General features: G+C 62.9%; 13 protein-coding genes. 8 read left to right on the top strand and 5 right to left on the bottom strand.

Features of this window, described 5'->3' with window-relative positions; translation table 11 throughout:
* Nucleotides 1-175: 175 nt before the first annotated feature.
* The 6 genes from Amn_RS24690 to Amn_RS24665 all read left to right on the top strand — a co-directional run bounded on the left by Amn_RS24690 (nucleotide 176) and on the right by Amn_RS24665 (nucleotide 8,090).
* On the top strand, nucleotides 176-2,290 hold the full coding sequence (locus Amn_RS24690) for a hydantoinase/oxoprolinase family protein (RefSeq protein WP_067957023.1): 2,115 nt from the start codon (nucleotides 176-178) through the stop codon (nucleotides 2,288-2,290).
* On the top strand, nucleotides 2,287-4,482 hold the full coding sequence (locus tag Amn_RS24685; protein ID WP_286292872.1) for a hydantoinase B/oxoprolinase family protein: 2,196 nt from the start codon (nucleotides 2,287-2,289) through the stop codon (nucleotides 4,480-4,482). The genes Amn_RS24690 and Amn_RS24685 overlap by 4 nt, the downstream gene beginning before the upstream one ends.
* A complete protein-coding gene (locus tag Amn_RS24680; RefSeq protein WP_067957029.1) occupies nucleotides 4,479-4,934 on the top strand; it encodes a Zn-ribbon domain-containing OB-fold protein in 456 nt (151 codons plus the stop codon). The genes Amn_RS24685 and Amn_RS24680 overlap by 4 nt, the downstream gene beginning before the upstream one ends.
* Nucleotides 4,931-6,094: a thiolase C-terminal domain-containing protein gene (locus tag Amn_RS24675; RefSeq protein WP_286292870.1), complete on the top strand. Its 1,164-nt coding sequence runs from the start codon at nucleotides 4,931-4,933 to the stop codon at nucleotides 6,092-6,094. The genes Amn_RS24680 and Amn_RS24675 overlap by 4 nt, the downstream gene beginning before the upstream one ends.
* Before the next feature lie 13 nt (nucleotides 6,095-6,107).
* Nucleotides 6,108-6,905, top strand: coding sequence for an SDR family NAD(P)-dependent oxidoreductase (locus tag Amn_RS24670; RefSeq protein ID WP_286292868.1), 798 nt, complete (start codon nucleotides 6,108-6,110; stop codon nucleotides 6,903-6,905).
* Nucleotides 6,906-7,064: 159 nt separating this feature from the next.
* Entirely contained in the window at nucleotides 7,065-8,090 is a 1,026-nt protein-coding gene (locus Amn_RS24665) for an ABC transporter substrate-binding protein (protein ID WP_157096999.1), read from the top strand.
* On the opposite strand, the gene Amn_RS24660 is transcribed toward Amn_RS24665, so the two are convergent.
* Nucleotides 8,053-8,949 (bottom strand): IclR family transcriptional regulator, encoded by an 897-nt coding sequence (locus tag Amn_RS24660; protein ID WP_169808310.1) that lies wholly within the window; start codon nucleotides 8,947-8,949, stop codon nucleotides 8,053-8,055. The genes Amn_RS24665 and Amn_RS24660 overlap by 38 nt on opposite strands.
* Before the next feature lie 138 nt (nucleotides 8,950-9,087).
* Here Amn_RS24660 and Amn_RS24655 point away from each other — a divergent pair, with 138 nt between their 5' ends.
* On the top strand, nucleotides 9,088-11,220 hold the full coding sequence (locus Amn_RS24655; protein ID WP_286292864.1) for an acetate--CoA ligase family protein: 2,133 nt from the start codon (nucleotides 9,088-9,090) through the stop codon (nucleotides 11,218-11,220).
* A 635-nt stretch (nucleotides 11,221-11,855) separates the two neighbouring features.
* Here Amn_RS24655 and Amn_RS24650 read toward each other — a convergent pair.
* Together Amn_RS24650 and Amn_RS24645 are read right to left on the bottom strand one after the other, a co-directional pair.
* On the bottom strand, nucleotides 11,856-12,035 hold the full coding sequence (locus Amn_RS24650; RefSeq protein ID WP_067957040.1) for a hypothetical protein: 180 nt from the start codon (nucleotides 12,033-12,035) through the stop codon (nucleotides 11,856-11,858).
* Between the two features lie 209 nt (nucleotides 12,036-12,244).
* On the bottom strand, nucleotides 12,245-13,660 hold the full coding sequence (locus Amn_RS24645; RefSeq protein WP_286292861.1) for an aminotransferase-like domain-containing protein: 1,416 nt from the start codon (nucleotides 13,658-13,660) through the stop codon (nucleotides 12,245-12,247).
* A gap of 82 nt (nucleotides 13,661-13,742) precedes the next feature.
* Between Amn_RS24645 and Amn_RS24640 the strand changes: the two genes are divergently transcribed.
* A complete protein-coding gene (locus tag Amn_RS24640; RefSeq protein WP_067966072.1) occupies nucleotides 13,743-14,606 on the top strand; it encodes a DMT family transporter in 864 nt (287 codons plus the stop codon).
* Nucleotides 14,607-14,981: 375 nt separating this feature from the next.
* Here Amn_RS24640 and Amn_RS24635 read toward each other — a convergent pair whose 3' ends face one another.
* Both Amn_RS24635 and Amn_RS24630 read right to left on the bottom strand, forming a co-directional pair.
* A complete protein-coding gene (locus Amn_RS24635) occupies nucleotides 14,982-15,932 on the bottom strand; it encodes an SMP-30/gluconolactonase/LRE family protein (protein ID WP_286292859.1) in 951 nt (316 codons plus the stop codon).
* A gap of 236 nt (nucleotides 15,933-16,168) precedes the next feature.
* On the bottom strand, nucleotides 16,169-17,080 hold the full coding sequence (locus tag Amn_RS24630) for a LysR family transcriptional regulator (RefSeq protein ID WP_067957047.1): 912 nt from the start codon (nucleotides 17,078-17,080) through the stop codon (nucleotides 16,169-16,171).
* Between the last annotated feature and the right edge of the window lie 19 nt (nucleotides 17,081-17,099).

Here is a 17,099-nt window from a genome sequence, read left to right as displayed (position 1 = left end):
TCTCAAGTGGCGGAAATCGTTGCCGCCTTGGAGAGCGGCGGCGGCTTTCGTTCCCCGCAGGATTGTTTCAATTCCGTGCCGGATTTCCGGCGTTCACGGCAGGCCACCAACGGCGAGCGCCATGCGTTCGACGGACGGTGGACTGCGTCCTGAAGAGTGATTTGCGAGTTTGCATATGCAGATCGTCGGCATCGACACTGGCGGCACCTTTACCGATACGGTCATTCTTACCGGCGACGGCAGGATCGGGGTCGGCAAGGCACTGACGACGCACGGCCGCCTGATGGAAGGTGTGATCGCCTCGCTTGCTGTCGCCTCCCGCTCGCTTGGCAAGAGCCTGCGCGAAATCCTCGAGGTGACCGACATCCTGTCGCACGGCACCACCGTCGGCCTCAATGCCCTGCTCACCAACGCCGGCGCCAAGGTTGGCCTGCTTGTGACCTCAGGCTTTGAGGCGACACTGCCGATGGCGCGTTCCAACAAGGTGCACGGCCTGCCCGACGAGGACAGCATCAATGCGCTCAAATGGCGCAAGCCGGATCTGCTCGTTCCCCGCCGCCGCATCATCGGTGTACGCGAACGCATCGACGTCGATGGCAACATCATCGTGCCGCTGGATGAAGAGCAGGCCCGGCAGTCGATCCGCCAACTGGTCGCGCGCGGTGCCGAGGCGATCGGCATCGCGCTGATGTGGTCGCCGGTCAATGGCAGTCACGAGCGCCGTCTCGCCGAACTCGTTGCCGAGGAGGCACCTGGCCTGCATGTGACGTTGTCGAGCGAGCTCGCGCCACGTATCGGCGAATATGAGCGCACCGCGACCGTTGCCATGAATGCCTATGTCGCACCTCTTGTCGGCGACTACCTGACCTCGCTCGACGAGGCGTTGCGCGATGAGGGATTTTCGGGCCTGTTCCTGATCGTGACCATGGGTGGCGGCGCGCGTCGCGCGAGTTCGCTGCACGACGCCCCGATACATCTGCTTCAATCCGGACCCGTCGGCGGCATCATGGCCGCCCGCCAGATCGGCGCGCGGCTTGGGCATGCCGACGTGCTTGCCACCGACGTCGGCGGCACGAGCTTCGATGTCGGCCTCGTCGTCGGTGGTGCCCTGCCGACCGCTTCCCGACCACGCATCGACCGGCATAGCCTGGCCGTTCCCGTCATAGACCTGGCCTCTATCGGAACGGGTGGAGGCAGCATTGCCTATGCCGATCCCGAACTCGGCGTGTTGCGGGTCGGACCGCAAAGCGCCGGTTCGATGCCCGGCCCGGCCTGCTACGGCCGCGGCGGCACGCAGCCTACAGTGACGGATGCCGCTGTCGTTCTGGGCCATCTCGATCACCTCGGCGGCGCGCTCATCCTGGATCGCGACGCTGCGCGGTCGGCGCTTGCGCCGCTTGCCGGCAAGCTCGGCCTTGAAATCGAAGAGGCGGCCGAGGGGATCTTGCGCGTCGCCAATGCACAGATGGCCGATCTCGTCCGCCGCGCCAGCGTGCAACGCGGCCATGATCCTCGCAACTTCGTGCTTTATGCCTATGGCGGGGCAGCACCTCAGCATGTCGGGCGCTATGCCGCCGAGATCGGTGTGAAGGCAATCGTCATACCGCGGCTGGCGCCGGAGTTCTCCGCCTGGGGGGCAGCCTCCAGCGACATGCGGACCTCCTATGAAATCGAGCTGCCCGCCCGGCCGCTGCAGGACTTCCGTGATGGCGAGATCGACGCCTTCGGTCGGCTTGAGCAGCGCGCCCGAGGCGAATTCGAGGGGCTGGCGGAGGCGAGCCTGGCAGGTGCCGTTGAGATACGGCGCAAGATCGGTCTGAAATTTTCTCGCCAGCTGCACCGGATCGACATCGAAGTGCCGTCGTCACGGCTTGGTAGAGCCGAGATTGCCGCTGCCGAGGCCGCGTTCCGGTCCCGCTACGAGCAGATCGTTGGTCGGGGTTCGGCCCATGCAAAAAGCACGATCGAACTTGCGGCCGTCGTCGTTGAAGCGCGTATGCCGATCGTCATGCCCGACAGCGCCCCGACGGGGATGCGCGGCGCGCTCCGGCCCAGCCGGCAACGGCGGGCCTGGTTCGGGGGGCGTGAGCAGGAGACGCCGGTCTTCCTGTGGGCCGAGCTTGGCGTGGGTGTCGTGATATCGGGACCTGCCTTCATCGAATCCGACCAGACAACGGCAGTCATCTATCCCGGCCAGACGGTGACGACCGACGTGGACGGCAACCTAACCATGACCGTGCCTGCGGTGCACAAGCGCTCGCCTTCGCCCAGCATCGGGGAATTCGCATGACAATCGGTCCGATCGAGCTCGAAATCATCCGCCACCGACTTGAAGCCATCAACGCGGATGCAGGCGAGACGCTGGTCCGTGTCTCGGGTTCGCAGATCGCCTCCGAGGCGAGTGATTTCAACACCGCGATCATGACGGCCGACGGCACCGTGATCTCGTGCAGCAAGTTCATTCTGGTGCAGTCGACATCGCTCAACCTTATCGTTCGCGACATCCTCGATCGCTATGGCGAAAACCCGGGTATTGGTCGCGGTGACCAGTTTCTTACCAACGATCCCTATCTCGGGACGCTGCATCAGCCCGATGTGACGCTGGTGGCACCGATCTTTCACGGCGACAGGCTGATTGCCTGGGCGGGGTCGACGGTGCACGAACCGGATGTCGGCGGCCCGGTCAGTGGCGGCTTCAACTATGCAGCCCGCTCGATCTTCGACGAAGCGATCCCGATCCCGCCGGTCAAGATCGTCGAGGCAGGCAGCGTCCGCCGCGACATCGAGCGCGACTACCTTGCCCGCACCCGAACACCCGAGCTCAACGCGCTCGATTTGCTCGGCCAGATCGCGGCGAACCGCGCATCCGAACGTCAGGTGCTGGAACTCTGCGCCGCCTATGGCACCGATGGTCTCGTGCACGCGATGGACAGGCTGCTTGCTTCGACGGAGGCAGCCTTCCGGCGCCGCCTCATTGAGCTGCCAGATGGCATTTGGCGCGAGAACTCGTTCATTCAGCATGAGCAGCGTTGCGGCGCCGACTATTTGCCGAACCAAGTCTACGCGGTCCGCCTCGCCATGACCAAGGCAGGCGACAAGCTCAGCTTCGACTTCACCGCCAGCGACGACCAGGCTCCTGGCGCGGTCAACTCCACCTATCCGACGCTGGCCAACTTCACCATGGCGGCGGTGCTCGTCCACATCTGCCAGGGCCTGCCCTGGATGCCCGGCGCCATATGGCGCACCATCGACATATGCACCCGAAAGGGCTCGATCGTCGATGCCGAGTGGCCGGCCGGCGTCGCGATGAGCACAGGCACCTCGGCACAAGCGATCCGCAACTGCGTCAGCGGTTGCCTCGCGCGCCTGCTGGACGGTTCGGCGGCGCATGCGCACATGGCCATGGCCTCGTCGCAGTCTTCGGGCGCCGGCGGCATGTCGATTTCGGGACACCGGCGCGACGGCACCCCGTTCACCACGCTGTTTCTGGATGAGCTGAGCGGCGGCGGCGGCGCCACCGTCCATGCCGACGGGAGCGACACGTCGGGTACGGCGACATCGCCGGGCGCGACGCCGTCGAACCTCGAAACCAACGAAGCATACTATCCCGTGCTCTATCTGACGCGCCGCGAGTTGGCCGATTCCGGCGGACCCGGCATGCGACGCGGTGGCGTCGGCGCAATGCATGCCTATCGCCCGCACCAGACCGACCGATCGATCGCACTCTTGTCCATGGCGCAAGGCTTGCAGCATCCGGCGACAATGGGCGCAGCAGGCGGTGAACCCGGTTTGCCCAGCGGCTTCGCCATCATGAGTTGTGACGGGCCGGTGGCCGTTTCAAGCGGCTGGGCGGAGCTTGCGGATGCCACTGATTTTCGGCTGCCGGATGCTGCAACCAGGCTCTATCCGGATCAGATATTGGTCACGTCCTCGCAAGGGGGCGGCGGCTTTGGCGATCCGCTCGAACGTGATCCGGCTGCGGTTGCCATGGATGTGCTCGATGGTCTCGTCAGTGTGGGCAATGCGTTGCGCGACTTTGGCGTGGTCCTGCGTCTCGACGGCGACCAGGTAGAGATCGACCGTGACGCGTCGGAGGCCGCGCGAAAAGCACGGCTCAAGGTTCGGCTCGGCGGTCGCGATCCGCGCACGATTGAAGGTCCGGTCAGCGGACGTCGCCTGTCCAGCCATTTCCGGGCCGTCGCAGTCTCCGGTGGCGAGCAGGTCGTATGCGCCGTCTGCGGCCATGGTATCTGCGACGCTGGCGCGGACATCTACGCATCCCTTGCCGTCCATGAAGCCGTCGCCGGCGAGCGATCCGCCATCACCGACCGTTATCCCGGCAGCGAACGCTTCCGCATCCGCCATTTCTATTGTCCCGGTTGCGCCCGACAGGTCGACGTCCAGGTCGCGCTTTCAGGCGATCCGGTGCTCGAGGCGATTGAATTGCCGGTTCCCCGCATTCCGACAGAGACAAGACCATGACAGCCATCCCTTTGCCCTATGCTGACGATCCCGACACGGCGGGCTTCTGGGACGCGGCACGCGAAGGGCGCCTCGTCGTCCAGCGCTGCAAGGCCTGCGGCCATTGTCAGTTTCCACCACATCCGTTCTGCGCCGCCTGCGCCCATGCCGAGACGGAATGGGCCGAAACGTCCGGTCGAGGTTCTGTCTGGTCGTACGGTGTTGCGCATGGTCCGACGCTGCCTGGTTTCCAGGATGTGGTGCCGTATCCAATGATCGTCGTCGAATTCGAAGACCATCCGCATATCCGCATGGTCGGCAGCCTGGTTGCGGCACCCAACGCTGCCATCAACAGCGTACCAGTTTCGGCAATCCGCATCGGCATGCCAGTCGACGTCACCTTTGCTGCCGTCTCCGACGACATCACCCTGCCGCGCTGGATGCCGCGCGTTTCCGAGAGCCTGAAGCCATGAGCGATATGATCTCCCTCAAGGACCGGACTGCGATTGTCGGTATTGGCGAGACCGCCTTTGGCAAGGCCATGGTGCAAAGCGAGGAGCAGCTTGCCTGCATAGCGATCAAGGCGGCGCTCGACGACGCCGGCATCTCGCCGTCGGAGGTCGACGGCCTCTGCTCGCTCAATATGGAGAACGTCTTCCAGCACGACATCGCGCGTGATCTCGGCATGAAGGAGGTGACCTATTATTCGCAGATGCCCGCCGGCGGACATGGCGGCTGCGGTACCGTCGGCCATGCGGCCATGGCGATTGCCACCGGCCAGGCCAAGGTGGTCGTCGGCTGGCGCTCGCGCAAGCGGAGCGGCCGTGCAAGCCGTGTCTGGGCGCAACTGGAGCAGCGCATTCAGGGCAGCCGTGACACCTGGCTGAGACCCTGGGGCATCATCCGGCCTGTCGACGAGGTCGGCGTGATGTACACCCGCTATATGCACGAATTCGGCGCCACCCGCGATCATCTCGCCAATGTCGCATTGGCGTTCCGAAGCCATGCCAACCGCAATCCCAAGGCCTTCATGCATGCCAAGCCGATGAGCCGCGAAGACTATTTCGCAGCGCGCTGGATCAGCGAGCCGCTTTGCCTATTCGATTGCTGCCTCGAGACGGACGGCGCGATCGCCTTCGTCGTCACAGCAGTGGATCGCGCCAGGGATTGCCGCAACAGGCCCGTCTACGTCCACGCCGCAGCCCAGGGGTTCGATGGCGGCAGCGCCATCCTTGCCAACTACTTCACGGCCGATCCGATGCGCTCGCAGGCTGCGACCTGCGCGAAGTCCCTGTGGCGCCAGAGCGACTTCCGCGCTGCCGACATCAAGGTGGCGCAGTTCTACGACGCCTTCACGCCGGAGGTGTTCTTCACCCTCGAAGGCTACGGCTTCTGTGGGCGAGGTGAAGGCGCTGCCTTCACCGAGGATGGGGGCGTCGCGCTCGGTGGACGCCTGCCGGTAAACACCGGCGGCGGCAGCCTCTCCGAGGTCTATCTGCATGGTTTCAACATGATCACCGAAGGCGTGAAGCAGATGCGCGGCACCTCCACCGGTCAGGTCGAGCAAGCCGACTGCTGCTTCGTGAGCTCGAGCGATCTGGGCCCGACCTGTGCGGTCGTGTTGCGCAACTGAGAGGGAGGCATTGATGCACGATACCATTGTCTGGATCAGCGGCGCGACGCAGGGTGTGGGCCTCGGGCTTGCTCGCAACGTTCCGTTCAAGAATGCCCGCATCATCAATCTGTCGCGTCGGAAGCACCCCGACCATGAGAGCGTCACCTTTGATCTGACCGACCCCGCGTCATGGGATCGCGTCCGTGGGCATTTCATCCGGGAGCTGGCTGCCTTTCGCGGCAAGCGCGCCATATTCATTCACAACGCATACTATTCCGAAGCGATCGGCGTGGTCGGCAAGGTCTCCTCTGAGACATACGAGAAGGGCGTTCTTGCCAATCTCGCTGCACCCTTCGTGCTTGCTGAAGCGTTTCTCGACGCTTGTCGTCCCGGCTATGAGGCAGGGCTGGTGATGCTCTCTTCCGGAGCCGCAGTGGCAGCGCTCGAAGGGCTGGCCACCTACTGTGCGTCCAAGGTTGCGGTCGAACACTGGGTCGAAGTCGTCGCACGCGAACGCGAAAGCCGCGGCGGAACCGGGCCATGGGTGGTGGCGGTACGGCCGGGCGGCGTCGATACGCCGGCCCTGCGCGCGGCAGCCGAAGTCGATCCCGAACTCTATCCGCGCGTGGCGAGCCTCAAGCGCAACATTCCAAATCGCGTCGACATAGACACGGCGGGCAGACGGATCTGGGCAGCACTGCCGCCGGCTCCGGATACCGCGGTCATCTCATTCGCCGAGCCGCCTGATGACCCGGCATTCCAGTTTGGTGGTCCGCGCATAAGGCAACTCGCCGGGTCGAGCTGGAAGCTGGTCTACGACGCGGGTTGACAAGCGCATCGGCCCGAATCCGGAACGCTTTCCGGAGAGCACGAGGTGCAGGGGCAATGGATCAGGGCGTCCTCTTGCGTCCGTTCGGACGCACGACGCTCCAGGAGGTTGCCGACCGGTGGAGGACCGGCGGCGAAAAGAAGCAACAGGGAGGAAGCAATGAAATCTCTATGGAAGAAACTGGCATTCGCCGCCGCCGTGATCGGGGCAAGCTTCGGCGCCCGTGCCGAAGGCTCCGACGCGCCGAAGCCACTACCGCAGCGTGAGAAGGTGATCGTCGCCATGACCGCCAAGGTCGAGGCCTACATACCGATGCTGCTTGCCGACCGGATGGGGGAGTTCGACAAGGAAAACATTGACATCGAATACACCTTCGCCAAGTCGAGCGACGGCATCGTGCTCCTGTCCACGGGGCGCGCTGACGTGCTCGGCGGCCAGCCGAGTGCGGCCATCTTCAACGCCATTGCCAGTGGCGCCGACATTCGTGTCGTGGCGCCGCTTTTCGTCCAGTCGCCCGGCTCGAAACAGGGCATCTGGGCCAATAATGCCTTTCTCAACGGCCGCAAATTCACCGTCGACCTGTTCAAGGATCAGACGGTCGCCAGCGCCATCGGCCTCGGCTCGACGGCCTCCTACTTCCTGCAGACAGAGCTGGAAAAGGTCGGCCTGTCGCTCAAGGACGTGAAATTCCAGACCATGGCTTCTGCCGACATTCTCGTGGCCCTGGAAAACGGTGCCGTCAATTTTGGCTACCTGATCGATTCCATCTGGCAGAAGGCCGACGAATCCAAAGTGTCTTTGGCCTTCGTCCAGGGGACTGAGATGTCAGCTGGCTCGTGGAGCTTCGGTCCGCGCCTGCTCAAGGAGCGGCGCGACGTGGGCGAGGCGGTGATGCGGGCACTGGTGCGCACGACGCGCACCTACCTGCAGGGCGACTACCACGCCAATCCCGCGGTCATGAAGATCATGCTCGAGGAACTGCAACTGCCCGAGGAGACGCTGAAGAAGGGCGTATCGCTGACCTTCGATCCCAATCTGTACATGCCGGCCGATCTCGCCGCGCGCCTGCAGAAGACCTACGCGCTCATTCCCGAGGTGCTGTCCTACAGCGAGTTGATGCCGGAAGACCGTGTCGTCGACCAAGGCTTCATTGCTGCCGCGGGCATTCCCATTCCGGCGAAATAGGCAGGTCGTCATTGGCCCGGTGCAATTCCGCAAGGCGTTGATGCCGGGAAGCTATCTGCCGGAGGGCGGATCCCAAGGCCGCCGTGGCGGGACTTTCCTCGGGATCGGCACTGACGAGCCCGACGGCGACCGGAACACGCATGAACTTCGACTGGAAGGGTGCAGCCACTGCGGTAGCCCCTTCCGCCGAGAAGCCGCGGGAGGTGGCATAGCCTTGTTTGCGAACCGATCTGACCTTGTCGAGCAACGTGGCCACACTGGCCACGCGCCTTGCCGGCGGTTCGGTGCGAAACATGCGCTTGGCAATCTCCACCACCACCTCCTGCGGCTTGCCAGACAAAAGCGCCATGCCGGCCGCTGTCGACCAGTCGTAGTCGGTGAAGCCTTCGACATGGACGCCGGCGTGAAAGTCAGAGCCGGCGATGATCGCCGAGCACTGGACCCAGCGATCGTTCTGCATGCACAGCCATACCGTCAGGCCGGTGTGGCGATGCACTTCGTCCATCAGGTCGGAGACTGCCGTGCCGCCGAAGAAGGAACCTTCGATGCGCCGGGCCAGAGTGACGATCCGGTAGGAAGGCAGGTAAACTTTCTGACGCGGGTCGAAGGCGAGGTAGCCGGTGCGCACCAGCGTCTTCAGAATGTCGTCGGCGCTGGAATTGGGAATGGCAAGCGCACGGCTGATCTCGGTCGTACGCGCCGGCCGCGGATTGGCCTGGAAGTATTCGAGCACGGACAGCACACGCAGGCTGGATTTCACCACGCCGCCAGAGCGGTCATTGGTGACGCCCCGCAGCAATTCGTTGGGCTCCTCGAATCCCAACTCCGCCCGTCTCGCCGTGTTGGCCGCGGTTCCCATGGCGCTCTCCTCTCCTTGCGCCGGCGTGCCGGCACAGAGCGTTTCGCCGCCAGTTTGGCACCTTGCCGAGAAGCTGAATTCGGCCATTTGGCCTAGGCCAATCGCCCGGAAATCCGACAAACCGAAAGACCCGACATCATGCAGACCATCCCAAAGGCAATCCAGCACGCCCGCGAAGAACTCGACCGCAGCCTGGTCGATCTCCAGCGCATGTTTCGCAAGAAGAGTGGCATTGCCTATGTCGGCCGTGTCGACGCGTCGCCGCAAGCGCATAGCTGGTTTCGCCGCTTCGGCGATGACGTGCGGTTTTGCTACGTCAATCCGCGCGGCGGTGAGGCCGGTGGTGTGCCTGTCTTCACGTCGATGGCGGAGGTGCCTGATCATATCGACCTCGCCGTGGTCAAGGTGGCGCCGGCGATCGTTCCGCAGGTAATCGCCGATTGCGGTCGTCGCGGCGTGCGCGATGTCATCGTCTTCAGCTCCGGTTTTTCAGAAGTGGGTGCCGAGGGTGCCGCGCTTGAGGCCAAGGTCGCCGAGGCCGCACGTGAACATGGCGTGCGTGTCATCGGGCCGAACACCAACGACAACACATTCGAGCAGTTTCCCGTGCCGGAGCATCATCGCGGCGGCCTCGTCGGGTTGGTCACCCAGAGCGGCTTCAACGGCCGGCCCATCGTCGAGGGCATCGCCATGGGTGCTGCCTTCCGGCGTTGGGTGACGGTGGGCAACGAGGTCGATCTCGAGGTTGCCGACTTCATCAACTACTTTGCCCATGATCCGCAGACGGCGGTCATCGCAGCCTATGTCGAAGGCTTCAAGTCGATCGCCAAGCTCAGGCTGGCGCTTGAGGCTGCCAATGCAATGAAGAAGCCAGTGGTCATGCTCAAGATGGGATCGACCGAGCGTGGTGCGCGCATGGCCGCGTCGCATACAGGCCACCTCGCTGGAGCGGATGCGGTCATCAACGGCTTGTTCCGGCAGTATGGGGTGATCCGGGTCCGCGATCTGGACGAGTTGCTCGAGACGGTCAACCTGCTCGCCAAGCTGCCGGCGGGCACCGGCCCGAACTGTGCGCTCTACTCGGTTTCGGGAGGCTCGACGACGCTGATGGCCGAGCTGGCCGACAGCTATGGCGTGAGCTTTCCCGATCTGTCGCAGGCGACGATCGAAAAGCTCTACGCCTACCTGCCCAATTACGTCACCGTCTCCAATCCGATCGACAATGGCGGCGGCTTTGTCATCGCTGCCCCGCAGCAGCAGCGTATCGAGGTGCTTGAAGCCATTGCCGCCGACGCAAGCGTCGATGTCATCGTGGTCGGGCTGACGGCGGCCCTTGGCCTGCTGTCCGACAGCTTTGCCGCCGACGTGCTGGCTTTCGCACCACGTTCGCCCAAGCCTGTGGTCGCGGTGTGGGGGTCGGTGCTGACCGACAGTCCCGGCTATCGCGACCTGGTCAAGTCAGGCGTGCCGATCTTCCGCTCATTCCGCAAATGCTTCCGCGCCATGCGCGCGCACGCTGACTACGAGGCCGCAAAGGCGGCATTCCGCAGCCGCTCCTGGGATGCAGCAGCATTGTCGGCCAGCCAGCAAGGCGCGCTGAAGCAGGATGGAATTCTCGACAGCGGACAGGTGGCCGCATTGCTCGACGGCTCAGGCATCTGCCGTGCTGGCGAGCGCCTGGTTACCTCGTCCTCCGAGGCAGCAGAAGCGTTCGCGGCCTGGGGAGGACGTGTCGTCATGAAGCTGGCTTCGCCCGACATTGCCCATAAGTCGGATGCGGGTTTGGTGCTGCTCGACATCGGTGACGCTGTGACTGCCGCAAGCACTTACGAGAGCCTGGTGGCAAAGGCGAAGACCCATTTTCCGGCGGCTCGGATCGAGGGTGTGCTGATGCAGGAACTGATCGGCACCGGCGTCGAGATGATCGTCGGACTGACGCAGGATCGCGATCTTGGCCCAACCATTACCGTCGGCGCCGGGGGCATCTATGCCGAAATCCTGAAGGATGCGGCTACGCGACCGTTGCCTGTCGACAAGGACGATATCAGCGACATGATCGCCAGCCTGAGGCTCTCCCCTCTGCTCGATGGCGCCCGCGGCGCGGAACCCTCGGACAAGGAAGCCCTTGTCGATCTGGTTTTCAAGCTGGCGCAACTGGGGCTGGCCGCCGGTTCCGCGATAGCCGAGCTTGACCTGAATCCGGTTATCGTGCTGCCGGACCGGGCCGTGGCTGTCGATGCGCTTGTCGTCGCGGCCAACTCATCGACATAGCCGCACGATGGCGCAATTCTGCGGCGTTTGAAGGGAGAATTGGGATGCGCATCCAACAAGGGTAGGAGGTCTTCAAATGCGATCGGGCGACCGACCGCGAGCCTCGTGTTGACCCCCACGCCGGTGATCGACGGTCAAGTGAGCCCCTGCCGGCTACCTGATGTGCCAGCATTGCGCCCCAACTCGCCGCAACCGGACCGACTGGTATTAGCGCCAAGCAGGGCATCGCGCCATCGCTTGATAAGGTAACCCTTTTCGTTGACAGACGCGCCGTTCCCTTCTGCTTATCGCGTAACCATGGTGGTGCCGACTTATGCCCATGCCGACACCCCTCCATCCCTGCCTCTTCGGCCTCGCGCATTGGCTCGCCGCACTTATGGCCTTCGTCGTCGTGTCGATGGAGAGGTGACGGGGCGGACGCTGCACCGACCTGATCTCGCAGCGTGCGGCGCAGCCCTGTCTGACCACGCTGATCGCGCTGTCGAGCGGGGCCGAGTCTATGGCTGAAAGGGATGTGCGCCGTGATGGCTAGCATCCCACAGTCTTATCCGCGCATCGTGTGGCGCTACTTTCGCTTCAGCGCGAGAGGTAGCGTTGCCGAGGAGCCTGAGCCCGAAGAGCTTGGAGCGTTTTCGTTAGTCGGTGATCAGGAACGTCCTGTTGCTGGCCACGTCGAGCAAGGGCAGTTCCTTGTTGCCGGTGACACTCTTGCTCGCCGCGTTGCCGCCAAAGCAGGCAATGCCGACAGAAGCGCTGAACTGCTCCTGGCCTGAGCCGAGTGGGCCGGAGGGCGTGCGTGGCGCCAGAAGGCGCAATTATCGCTTCTTCCCGCGCTTGCACCCGCACTCCCGTTGGTCAAACAGAGCCCTCAAACGACAGCTAACGCTTGGTCTTCGAATGGAAGCTTCCAGTCCCCTCCCGGCCCAATCTGATCATTCCGATGCGAAGTCCTCTTGTCCTGCAAGCATCCAGCAATCGCAGCCGGGGTGCGGAGCAACATAAGTACGAAAGAGACTTGCGTGATCTAGCGATCCCCCGAACAAGATTGGGATAGCGACCGCTGTATCGTCTCGAAAACCCTGCTGTTGCCGATTTGTGAGACGTTGAACCTCATCAGGTCTCCTGCCGTCTGGGCAGGGCTGAAAGCGTTCCCGGGCGCCAGGACGACACCATCGACAAGTGCTGCCCTTGCCACTTGTGCCGACGATCGAGGACCAGGAACTCTACACCAGAGAAACATCCCGGCCTGCGGTTCCAGCAAGGGCACGATGCCTATCTCCCGCAACTTCGCTCCGACTTCGTGGCGTGCTCGAGCAAGGCGCATCCGCAGTCCCGCGAGATACTTACGATGGCCACCGTCACTGAGCACGCTGAGGACGAGCTCCGCGTTGAGACGCCCGCCGCCGAATGTTGTCGCAATTTTCAGGTCGACGATCCCGTCTATCCAATCCTTTTTCGCGGCAATGAACCCGCATCGGGCTGAAGCAGAGAGGGTTTTCGAGAAGCTGCCGATGTGGATGACTCGGTTCAAGCCGTCGAACGCGGCGAGCCGCGGTCCGGGCACGTGCTCAAAGTCGGCGAATATGTCGTCCTCGACGATTGTCAGACCATGCTGTTCGGCCAGCATCAGGACACGATGGGCGATAACAGGAGAAAGCGTCGCTCCCGTCGGATTATGGACCGCCGAGTTCGTGATGTAGAGGCGTGGCCGATGCTCTGCGAGCACGGACGCGAACACCTCGATATCGGGCCCATTTGGGGTGTAGGGAACGCTGACGACCTGAACCCGGTGCGCTCTCAACAGCGCCTGGAAGTTGAAGTAGCAGGGATCGTCGAGAAGCACGGTATCGCCAGGGTCGATGAGATAGCGACAGAGAAGGTCGATGGCCTGGGTGCCGCTTTCGGTCAGGATGACCTGGTCCGGTGGCGCCTCAATGCCCTTCTCTGCCATTCGCCGGGTGATCAATTGCCGAAGGGGTGGCAAGCCCAATGGCGATCCATATTCGGCCAGGGCAATCCCCGAAGCCCTGGAAAGTGCGCGTAGACCGCGCCGGAGGCCAGCCTCGGGAAGCCAGTCAGGGGGCAGCCACCCGCAGCCCGGCTTCTCGGTATTGTCGGTGGCTTCCAGCGATTGGCGGGACACCCAGAACGGATCGATAGCTCGGTCGAGCTTCGGACCAACCTCGGACAGCAACAGTGGGGCGGTCTGTGTCGCCACGTAGAAACCGGAACCAGGACGGGATAGCACCACCCCCTCGGCAACGAGGCGGTCATAGGCTTCTACGACTGTCGAAACCGAGACGCCTGACGTCTTGGCGTGTGCCCGTACGGACGGAAGCTTGCTGCCTGGCAAGAGGCTGCGTCCGGCGATTCGACGCCTGATCTGCTCCATCACCATTTCGATACGGGTTGTGTCCATCTGTATTGCCTTTGTGGCCATAACAGTAATGTCAAACTGTACCTTACCGTATCTGGCGGTTGCAAGCGGCTGCCTGCATAGGTCCATGGACAAAGGGGGTGCCATGGAACGGTCGACAAGCGGTTGGTTGTACGGATTGATAGGTGTGATCATCTTCAGCGGGTCACTGCCCGCCACGCGCGTTGCCGTGCAGTCTCTTGATCCGGTTTTTCTGACGGTTGCTCGTGCGGCAATTGCCGGCATTCTCGGAGTTGTCTTACTAGCCGCCTTCAGGGAGCGCCGCCCGGAACGTCGCGATCTTGTTTCCCTGGTGGTCGTTGCCCTCGGCGTGGTGGTTGGTTTTCCGCTTTTGACGGCTTTTGCCCTTCAGCATGTCACGTCGGCCCACTCGATCGTGTTCATCGGCCTCCTTCCGCTCTGCACTGCGATCTTCGCCGTGATCCGCGGCAATGAGCGACCCAAGCCGATCTTCTGGCTCTTCTCGGTTCTCGGAAGCGCATTGGTCGCCGGGTTTGCGATTAGCCAGGGGCTGTCTGCCTCGCCTGTCGGCGACGCGCTCATGCTGGCCGCGATCATCGCTTGCGGGCTCGGTTACGCCGAAGGGGCGACGCTCTCGCGCAAGCTCGGTGGATGGCAGGTCATCTGCTGGGCGCTGGTGATATCCCTTCCGGTGATGCTGATGCTCACGGCGATCTATTGGCCTGCCACATTTGAGAACGTGACGATTCCGGCATGGACAAGCCTGGCCTACGTTTCCCTGTTCAGCATGCTCATCGGCTTCGTCTTCTGGTATCGCGGCCTTGCGCTTGGCGGCATCGCCTCGGTCGGACAGCTTCAGCTCCTGCAGCCATTCTTTGGCCTCGTGCTTGCCGCCACATTGCTCCGCGAGCCCGTGACCCCCGTGATGTTGGTCGTCACCGTCGCTGTCATCTGCTGCGTCTTCGGGGCGCGCAGGTTCGGCAAATGAGGTAGAGTTGGATGTGTGCGCCAGCCGCTGCAAGGAGGCCACTCTGCCGGGCGTTCATCGTAGGGCATACCGCAGTCGGCCCCATGGTGGCCGCGCAGTGGCGCGGTTGATCAAGGCCAATCCCATCCCGACCAGCGATACCGCCGTTGTATCCATCAACACTGCGAAAAGAGCCGACAACGCATACGAGGCGAACTCGCACCGCGTTGTCGGCAGGCGGGGACCGAGGCGAACGGGCTTGGCCCAAGTTAGTCAAGGCTGCGTCCAGCCCGTCGATGCTGCCTGGCGGATCAACGGAACGGCTGCAGGTGCGATTGCGATGCCCGCGCAGCCAGGGGACGCCAGCCCCGCTGGGGTGCGCTTGTCATGCTCTGACTACCAGAGCGGCTTATCCAGCTTCGTGCAGGCTATGGAGTTTGCCTGGCTTTCAGGCAGATGCTTGAAGAAATTCAGGTTGGTCACGCAGATGTCGCCATTGCCGAAGGCGATGCTTGCGGGTGCCCCGAGAGGCGCCTGGAGCGGGTTGCCCAGCTGCTGCCGCTTCTTGGCGTCGGCACTGACCTTCCAGACTTCGCTGCGCGTGGTCTCAGTCAGGTAGAAATTGCCGTCCTTGTCGACTTCCAGGCCATCCATGTTGTCGTAGCCGAAGGCGAGCATTTCAGCCTTTCCGGCACTGCCGTCATCCTGGATCGGGACCTTGACAAGCAGCGGGATGCCGCCTGTCACGCCGTAAAGCGACTTGCCGTCCGGCGCCAGCGCTATGCCATTGACGCCCACCGGATAGCCGCTGAGAGAGCGGTCTCCCGGACTGAACAGTGGGTCCTTCGACCACAACTCAGCTGATTTCTGCTCGGGGTCTATTTTCCAGATGGCCTGGAGGCTGAGATCTGACAAGTAGATCTTGCCGTCCGGTGCTATGACCGGGTCGTCGGGGAAGCAGAACGGATATCCGTCGGCCCGTGTCACCACCGGCTCGACCTTGCCCGTCGAGATCGTGACCTGGTACAGGCCGGACCTGGTGACCGTTGCATCGCCGCACCCCTCGACCGCCAGATTGGCCTTGGCTGGCCAGGGGAAGCGCTTGGAATATTCGGAAAAGGCGACGTAAAGGTTATCCTTTCCGTCCCAGTCAATGCCGACGGTGCTGCCTTTGGCATCCCCGATCACCGTTCTCAGATCGGCAATCTTGGTCGCCTTGCCGTCGCTCGTGACCTTCATCACCAGCGCGGAATGGAACAGGCTGACATAGAAATTGCCGTTGGTGTCGCCGACAAGCCCTTCGGGGGCGTCGTCGAATTGTGCAAGAATTCGCCAATCTGCTGCCATTGTCTGTGATGCAAGAGACGATGCAAAAAATGCCAGAAGTGCGCCACGACGCAACATTTCTCTCTCCCATTTTGTAGATGATAGGTCCTCGCCCAATAAAGGGTGGCCGCGTTCAAATGCTCTGCATCGTCTGTTCGGACTAATGTTCTGACGTGCTTTCGCAGCTCCGCCTTGTTCCGAAGCGCATGAATATTTGCTTCGTCACGACTGCCTGGCAGCTGTTTCGGTGGGCGTCCTCAGATCGCCGTGGCGAACTTCCAGGCGGGATCGGCCGCGCGCCCCCGGGCAAAAACAAGCAGGTCCTCGGCCACCTGGCTGACGGCAGCGGAATGCACGCGATATCGGTTGACCGCGAGTGCCCAGGTGACATCGAAGCCCTGGATCACCGCCATCGAAACCCTGTCGTCGCGCTTGTGTTCGTAAATGGACGAATAGGGCAGCATGGTGTAGCCGACGCCGGCGCGCGCAAGCTCGTAGCACATGGCAACCGACTCGACTTCGACAACAGTGTTGATCGAGAGATTTCCGGTTCCGAGCTTCTGCTCGAGATATCGCCGTATCGGATTGCCGGACTCAGGCAGCACCAGCTTGTGCTGCACCACGAAGTCGGCCGACACCATCCCTTCGACGCCCAGTTCCGCGCTTTCGGTTCCGAGAAGCATCATCGGCTCGCGAACAAGCGGCGTCAGGCTGAAACGCTGCGTTCGCGGCTGCAGCGCAGTGATGGCAACGTCGAGGGTCCGCCGCTGCATCCACACCTCGAGTGCGTTGGAGACGATTTCGCTGACACGCAACGTGTAATGCGGATGCTCGCGGACGACCTTCTCCAGAAAGGGGATGGCCAACAGGCGGTTCAGCGATGAGGGCAACGCCAACGACACGGACGTCGAGCTTTCCTGTGCGATCTCCTCCTTGATCAGAACGGCTTCGCGCAAAAGCTGCGGCGCACGCCCGGCGAGCAGCAAGCCGGCCTCGGTCAGCTTGGTCCCTGTCGTGTCCCGGCGGAACAGCGAGGCTCCGATTTCGCCTTCGAGAAGGGCAATTTTTCGCGAAAGCGACGGCTGGGACAGGTTCAGGTCGGCGGCCGCACGGTTCATGCTGCCGAACTCGGCGACACGCAGGAAGCACTCGAGAAGTCTGAGATCCATGTGCCGCTCGTTATTCAGA

Source organism: Aminobacter sp. Y103A (assembly GCF_030294925.1).
GTDB lineage: Bacteria > Pseudomonadota > Alphaproteobacteria > Rhizobiales > Rhizobiaceae > Aminobacter > Aminobacter ciceronei.
This window is presented reverse-complemented; position numbering and strand designations above follow the sequence as displayed.